The organism is Exiguobacterium sp. s145 (assembly GCF_018618835.1).
GTDB lineage: Bacteria > Bacillota > Bacilli > Exiguobacteriales > Exiguobacteriaceae > Exiguobacterium_A > Exiguobacterium_A artemiae.
In genome coordinates, this window is record NZ_JACSMV010000007.1 from 95,431 (window position 1) to 103,038 (window position 7,608).

Sequence of the window (7,608 nt, forward strand, 5' to 3'; positions counted from 1 at the left end):
AAAAATCGGTCGGTTACTTATTTGTTGTCTTTATCGTCGACTTCTTCAAATTCAGCGTCCATGACATTGTCATCTTGTCCACCAGCTTGCGCACCTTCAGCGCCCGCTTGTTGTTGAGCCATGTTTTCGTAAACTTTTTGTGTCAATTCTTGAACAACCGTTGATAATTCGTCTTTTGCAGAACGAATCGCTTCGACGTCTGTTCCTGCGAGTGCAGTTGTTACTTTTTCTTTTGCCGCTTCCGCTTTTTCTTTATCAGCTGCGTCAATTTGCTCGCCAAGATCTTTGACTGCTTTATCCGTTGCGAAGACAAGTTGATCCGCTTCGTTACGAAGTTCTACTTCTTCTTTACGTTTGTTGTCAGCATCCGCGTTTGCTTCTGCATCTTTGACCATTTGGTCGATGTCTGCTTCAGTCAAACCGCTTGATGATTGGATTGTGATCGATTGTTCTTTGTTCGTACCAAGATCTTTCGCTGATACGTTAACGATTCCGTTTGCATCGATGTCGAATTTAACTTCGATTTGCGGCACACCACGTTGTGCTGGCGGAATGTCTGTCAATTGGAAACGACCAAGCGTTTTGTTGTCTGATGCCATCGGACGTTCCCCTTGAAGAACATGGATGTCAACGGCTGGTTGGTTGTCAGCAGCTGTTGAGAAGACTTGTGATTTTGAAGTCGGGATCGTCGTGTTACGATCGATCAATTTCGTCATCACGCTACCCATTGTTTCGATTCCGAGCGAAAGTGGTGTGACGTCGAGAAGGACAACGTCTTTGACGTCCCCTGTCAATACGCCACCTTGAACAGCTGCTCCGAGGGCAACGACTTCATCCGGGTTAACGCCTTTGAATGATTCTTTGCCTGTGAAGTCTTGAACGGCTTTTTGAACTGCAGGAATACGTGTTGATCCACCAACGAGGATGATTTTGTCGATTTTGTCCGGTGTCATGCCAGCATCGCTGAGGGCACGACGTGTTGGAGCCATCGTCCGTTCTACGAGATCAGCTGTCAAATCGTCGAACTTCGCACGTGACAATGTCATTTCAAGGTGAAGTGGACCTGCTGCGCCAGCCGTGATGAACGGAAGACTGATTTGTGTGGAAGAGACACCTGAGAGGTCTTTCTTCGCTTTTTCAGCAGCATCTTTTAGACGTTGAAGCGCCATTTTATCTTGGGCAAGATCGATGCCGTTGTCTTTTTTGAATTCTGCAACCAAGTGGTCGATGATTTTTTGGTCAAAGTCATCTCCACCAAGACGGCTGTCACCGGCAGTTGAAACTACTTCGAAAACACCGTCTCCGAGTTCGAGGATCGAAACGTCGAATGTACCGCCACCTAGGTCATAGATGAGGATCGTATGGTCTTCGCCTTTTTCAAGACCGTAAGCAAGTGCTGCTGCCGTCGGCTCGTTGATGATCCGTTTGACGTCAAGACCAGCAATTGTTCCTGCGTCTTTTGTTGCTTGGCGTTCTGCATCGTTGAAATAAGCAGGAACCGTGATGACCGCTTCCGTTACTTTTTCACCGAGGTAGTCTTCCGCTTGTGCTTTGAGTTTTTGAAGAATGATGGCAGATACTTCTTGTGGTGTGTAGTCCTTGCCTTCGACTTCAACTTTATAGTCTGTACCCATATGACGTTTGATCGACATGATTGTGTTCGGGTTTGTGATGGCTTGACGTTTTGCGACTTCCCCGACTTGACGCTCGCCGTTTTTGAAAGCAACGACAGATGGTGTCGTACGGTTTCCTTCAGCGTTTGCGATAACGACTGGCTCTCCGCCTTCCATTACTGCGACACATGAGTTTGTTGTTCCTAAGTCAATACCAATGATTTTTGCCATGATAAATTCCTCACCTTCGAATAGTTAGTAGTGTTAAATCAGATCGAAACGTAGATTATTCTGCGACTTTGACCATACTTGGACGAATGACACGATCGTGTAATTTGTATCCTTTTTGGAATTCCGCTGTGACGACACCTGATTCGTGTTCTTCACTCGGCTCTTGAACGACTGCCTGGTGCAGGTTCGGATCAAAGGTTTCCCCGACTGCTGGAATCTCGATGACGCCTTCGTTTTGAAGTGTTTCCACCAATTGGCGTTTGACCATCTCGACACCGGCAAGGACAGATTTTGTCTCTTCGTTGTCCGATTCGATTTGAAGCGCGCGGTCAAGATTATCGACCAATGGAAGCAATTTCTCGACGATTGTCTGTGAAGAATACTTCGCACGGTTTTCGGCTTCAATCCGGTTCCGGCGTTTAAAGTTGTCAAAATCCGCACGAAGGCGTAATTCTGATGCTTTTGCTTCCGCAAGTTGTGCTTCGAAGTCAGGTGCAGCCGGTTCTTCAACGAGATCCGCCTGAACGACTTCTTCTTCTGTTACTTCAACTGTTTCTGCTTCTGTTTGTTGCTCGGTTGTTTCTTCAGTATTGAGGTTTTGATTCTGCTTATTTTCTTCCACTCTGAATCGAGCCCCTTTCTATATTCAATCCAAGCTGTTCTTACGCAACTCGGTTTGGAATGCTTGTAAAAGATGAATGATCGAATTGATGCCTCGATTATAATCCATTCGTTTCGGCCCAATCAGGGCGAGTGTGCCAAGTGAGACGCCATCAACGGAATAATGGGCACGAATCACGCTGCAGTCTTTTAAGGCATCGACGTTATTTTCACTGCCGATTGTAATCAAAATCTGATTATCGAGACTCGGACTCAAGAAATCAAACAAGGCTTCCTGCTGTTCGATCAACTCGAGGACCGGACGCAATTTCGCGACATCCTGAAACTCCGGTTGATCAAACATGTTGGCTTTTCCCCCAAGGTAAATCAAGGGACGTTCCTCATGCTGATCCGTCAAGACGATATCGAGTGCTTTTGACAGCAGGGTCGTCTGTTCCGAATGTTCGGAACGGAACCGTCTGATTTCTTCGAGCAGACGGAGACGCAACTGACTGAGCGGCGTTCCGCGTAGCGTTTGGTTCAACCGTTCCATCAAGCGGCTGGCCGCCTCACGTGAGAGGGCTTCCGCGAGCTGAAGAGTCTTATGTTCGACGTGACCGGTTTCTGTCACGAGAACGATAACGACACGTCCTTCCGCTAAGGGAATCAGTTCTAAATGATGGAGACGTTGTCCTTCTTCTTTTGGACCTAATACAAGCGTCGTATAATGTGTCAATTCGCTCAACAAGTCCGCTGTATGTCGGATTAACCGATCATTTTCATTCACGGAATGGGCAAATAACGATTTTAACGCTTTTGCCTCTTGCGGTGAGATGCTTTCCGGACGAATCAGATGATCGACATAAAATCGATATCCGAGCTCGGATGGAATTCGACCTGCAGAAGTATGTGGCTTTTCAATCAATCCCATTTCTTCGAGGTCCGCCATCTCATTTCGAATGGTCGCGGAACTGAACGTCACGTCACTCCGTTTCGAGAGCGTCCGTGAGCCGACGGGTTGAGCGGTTTTGATATAATCATCGACGATTGCACGTAAAATCAACAATTGGCGATCCGTCAGCACCTTCTTCACCACCTTATTTTGTTAGCACTCACTTTTAACGAGTGCTAATTACATCTTTACTATAAGGAATTGGCGAAATGATGTCAACCAATTTGCTGAACCCTTTGAAGACTTTCCCATTCTGCGATACAGTGAAACAAACGACGAAAAGGATGAGATCTATGCTCGAACTGTTTGCAATGGCTGGAGTGTTCGTTTGGGTGTTCATCGCGATCATCGGTACAACCGCCTACTTTTTACGAAAACCGAAAAAATAAAGCGGCGCCGGATACTTTCGTATCGGCGCCGTTTTATTTCCTGCTGTTCTGTTATTCCACTTCTGCTTCGCCGATGAACTCGGCAAATACTTCGTTGGCGAGCGGGACACCGGCGTCCGTCAGACGGAGATGAGTCGCTGTCCGTTCGACGAGTCCGCGCGGCAATAGTTTCGCAATCGTCTGACCGAAGACCCGGTCGAGCGAATACCCGTATTTTTCTTCGAAGTGCCGTTCCGACACCCCTTCTTTCATCCGTAAGCCGAGAAACATCTCTTCTTCCATCCGTTCGACTTCCGTCAACGGTGTTTCATTACGGACCGGCAATCCTTCCGCTTTGATGTAGTGTGGAATCGGTGCGATGTTTGCCCGCCGTGTTTTGTTGATGTAACTGTGGGAGCCGGCACCAAATCCGTAATATTCATCATTTTCCCAGTAGACGCGATTATGCCGACTTTCCCGGCCCGGCAGAGAAAAATTCGAAATCTCATATTGGTGCAATCCGCCGGCTTCAATCGTTTCAATCATCAAACGGTACATATCCGCTTCCAGGTCCTGCGTCGGTAACGGCAACTTGCCTTTTCGTTCTTGAATCGCAAAAACGGTATGCGGCTCAAGAATCAATGAGTACGACGAGATATGCGTGATTGGCAAACGTAATGCCCGTTCGACATCATACCGGACTTGCTCGAGCGTTTGGTTCGGTAAGCCGAACATCAAATCAACCGAGATGTTGTCAAAGCGCTTTGCCGCATGATCGAGCGTCTCTGCGACTTTCGCTTCCCGGTGCGTCCGGCCGATCCGTTCGAGTAATCCGTCGTCAAATGACTGGACACCGAAGCTGACCCGGTTGACGCCGCCCGCTTTCATGATATCGAGTTTTTCCGGCGAAACGCCGTCCGGATTCGATTCGACGGTATACTCAAGTGTCGCATCCGTCAGCGGCAGAAGGTGCTTCGAAATGATATCCATCAATCGTTGCATCTGAGCTTCATTTAAGGCAGTCGGTGTTCCTCCACCGATGAAGATCGTTTCGAGCCGATCCGTCGGATAGTGTTGTAACGTCAGTTCGATCTCCCGTTCCAATGCATCCAGATATTCTGCAACCGGCTGATTTTTTAAAAAGACTTTATTAAAGTCACAGTAATAACAAATATGCTCACAAAATGGAATGTGGACATATGCGGCGCGTGGTGTCATTTCGCCTCATCCTTTCTTTCTTAAACAGAAAAAGGGTGCGCCAGAAACGCCCCCTTTGTGTCTTCTTTAATCTTCATCCATCGACAGAACCGACATGAAGGCTTCTTGCGGTACCTCTACCGAGCCTACCATCTTCATGCGTTTCTTACCTTCTTTTTGCTTCTCGAGCAATTTACGTTTACGCGAGATATCTCCGCCGTAACACTTGGCGAGAACGTTCTTACGCAACGCTTTGATTGTCGAACGGGCGACAATCTTCGTTCCGACGGCTGCTTGAATCGGTACTTCGAATTGCATCCGCGGAATGAGTTCTTTTAATTTATCAACGATGACTTTCCCGCGTTCATACGCAAAATCACGGTGAACGATGAAACTCAGTGCATCGACGTTTTCATTGTTTAATAAGATGTCCATCTTGACGAGACGCGACTGCTGATAGCCGATCAATTCATAATCAAGCGACGCATAACCTTTTGTGCTCGATTTCAACTGGTCGAAGAAATCATAGACGATTTCCGATAACGGCAGTTCATACGTGATTTTAACGCGTGTCGTATCAATATATTCCATATCGATGAACGTTCCGCGTTTCTTTTGACAAAGTTCCATGATGGCACCCACATAATCGTTTGGTGTCATGACGGCTGCCTTAACGTACGGCTCTTCGATGAACTCAACTTTTTGCTGTTCCGGCATCTTCGATGGGTTATCAACATGCAGCACTTCTCCCGCAGTTGTTGTGACATGATAGATAACCGACGGCGCCGTCGTAATCATATCAATGTTGAATTCGCGTTCAATCCGTTCCTGAATGATTTCCATATGAAGCATTCCAAGGAATCCACAACGGAAACCGAATCCGAGTGCCTGTGATGTTTCCGGCTCGAATTCAAGGGCTGCGTCACTTAATTGAAGACGCTCGAGTGCTTCGCGTAAATCGTTGTAACGTGCCGCATCAATCGGATAGAGACCACAGTACACCATCGGGTTCATCTTCCGGTATCCCGGTAAAGCTTCTGTCGCGGGTTGTTTCGCCAAAGTAATTGTATCCCCGACGCGGACATCGCCGACTGTCTTTATAGAAGCCGATAACGTTCCAACGTCTCCGACCGTTAATTCTTTTTGACGAAGTGGTTTTGGTGTCGAGACAGCAAGTTCCAAGACTTCAAAGTCTTTTCCGGTCGACATCATCCGAATCTTGTCACCGATTTTCACCGTCCCGTTGACAACACGAATCGACGCGACGACACCACGATATGCATCGTAATAGGAATCAAAAATCAATGCTTCAAGCGGCGCTTCCGGATCCCCCGTCGGTGCCGGCACTTTCGCCACGATTTGTTCAAGGATTTCTTCAATCCCGATACCGGCTTTCGCGGATGTCGGAACAGCTTCAGAAGCATCCAGACCAATTATGTCTTCAATCTCTTGACGAACACGTTCAACGTCTGCTGAAGGCAAATCAATCTTATTGATGATCGGCAGGATTTCCAAGTCGTTATCGAGTGCCAAATATACGTTGGCAAGCGTTTGAGCTTCAATCCCTTGCGCCGCATCGACGACGAGAACCGCCCCTTCACAGGCTGCAAGAGAACGGGAAACTTCATATGTGAAGTCGACGTGTCCCGGTGTATCGATCAGATGGAGGATATATTCCTCACCATCTTTTGCCGTATACTTCAACTGAACGGCGTTCAATTTAATGGTAATTCCGCGTTCGCGCTCGAGATCCATGGCATCCAGTGTCTGATCTTTCATCTCACGTGATGTCAAAGCACCTGTTTTTTCTAAAATGCGGTCTGCAAGTGTCGATTTCCCGTGGTCGATATGGGCGATGATTGAGAAGTTTCGAATACTTTTTTGCCGCTTTAAACGATCTGCATTATTCATGTTTATAGTCACCTTACCTTATAGTCAAACGTACATACGCTTCATTATACCAAAAATCACACGGGGTGCACCATCTCGTTTTGTTTTACCGAAAAACAAAAATCGAAAGAAACACTGGAGCTGTTATTGCTTTTAAGAAAAACGTTTGCTACAATTGTGTTTGTTCTGTTGAACGATAAATGCAGATATGCGAATATAAATCTCGAATGAGTTTTCTTGGAGGTGAATCATCCATGGCTAACATTAAATCAGCAATCAAGCGTGTTAAAACAGCTGAAAAACGCCGCGTCGCTAACGTACAACGTAAATCGTCTATGCGTTCAGCTATCAAAGCAGTCGAAACTTTCGCTACTGAAGGCAACAAAGAGCAAGCGCTCGTAGCTTTCAACACAGCATCTAAGAAAATCGACAAAGCTGCTGCTAAAGGTCTTATCCACAGCAACAAAGCTGGTCGTGACAAATCACGTCTCGCTCGTCTCGTAAACGCACTTTAATTCTTCCTTGAAGGAATACAGTGATTGAATCACCACCTGGAGCCTGCTCCGGTGGTGATTTTTTTATGTGACGTTTTGTCAAATTAAGTGCAACACTTCTTCCGTGAAGACCTCGTATGCAGTTTTCCAGTTAAGACATTTTCGTGGTCTCCTATTAATCCAGGCGAGCGCTTGAGCGATTTCAGAACGACTGACCTTTCCGAAATCTGTCCCCTTCGGGAAAAATTCACGGAGAAGACCAT

6 protein-coding genes and 1 pseudogene are annotated in these 7,608 nt (G+C 46.8%); 1 reads left to right on the forward strand and 6 read right to left on the reverse strand.

Annotated features, from left to right (window positions below):
* Window positions 1-17: 17 nt before the first annotated feature.
* The 5 genes from dnaK to lepA form a co-directional block, all read right to left on the reverse strand.
* Complete coding sequence (gene dnaK / locus KNQ07_RS08100; RefSeq protein ID WP_012369686.1) at window positions 18-1,844, reverse strand: molecular chaperone DnaK; 1,827 nt, start codon at window positions 1,842-1,844, stop codon at window positions 18-20.
* A 55-nt stretch (window positions 1,845-1,899) separates the two neighbouring features.
* Window positions 1,900-2,466, reverse strand: coding sequence for a nucleotide exchange factor GrpE (gene grpE, locus KNQ07_RS08105; RefSeq protein ID WP_214765995.1), 567 nt, complete (start codon window positions 2,464-2,466; stop codon window positions 1,900-1,902).
* A 24-nt stretch (window positions 2,467-2,490) separates the two neighbouring features.
* Complete coding sequence (hrcA, locus tag KNQ07_RS08110) at window positions 2,491-3,528, reverse strand: heat-inducible transcriptional repressor HrcA (RefSeq protein ID WP_214765997.1); 1,038 nt, start codon at window positions 3,526-3,528, stop codon at window positions 2,491-2,493.
* Between the two features lie 308 nt (window positions 3,529-3,836).
* Complete coding sequence (gene hemW / locus KNQ07_RS08115) at window positions 3,837-4,982, reverse strand: radical SAM family heme chaperone HemW (RefSeq protein WP_214765999.1); 1,146 nt, start codon at window positions 4,980-4,982, stop codon at window positions 3,837-3,839.
* A gap of 66 nt (window positions 4,983-5,048) precedes the next feature.
* On the reverse strand, window positions 5,049-6,872 hold the full coding sequence (lepA, locus tag KNQ07_RS08120; protein ID WP_214766001.1) for a translation elongation factor 4: 1,824 nt from the start codon (window positions 6,870-6,872) through the stop codon (window positions 5,049-5,051).
* A 233-nt stretch (window positions 6,873-7,105) separates the two neighbouring features.
* On the opposite strand from lepA, the gene rpsT reads away from it, so the two are divergent.
* Complete coding sequence (gene rpsT, locus KNQ07_RS08125; RefSeq protein ID WP_012369681.1) at window positions 7,106-7,366, forward strand: 30S ribosomal protein S20; 261 nt, start codon at window positions 7,106-7,108, stop codon at window positions 7,364-7,366.
* Window positions 7,367-7,444: 78 nt separating this feature from the next.
* Here the strand turns inward: rpsT and KNQ07_RS16105 are convergent.
* Window positions 7,445-7,608, reverse strand: a pseudogene (locus KNQ07_RS16105) (IS30 family transposase); the annotation flags it as partial.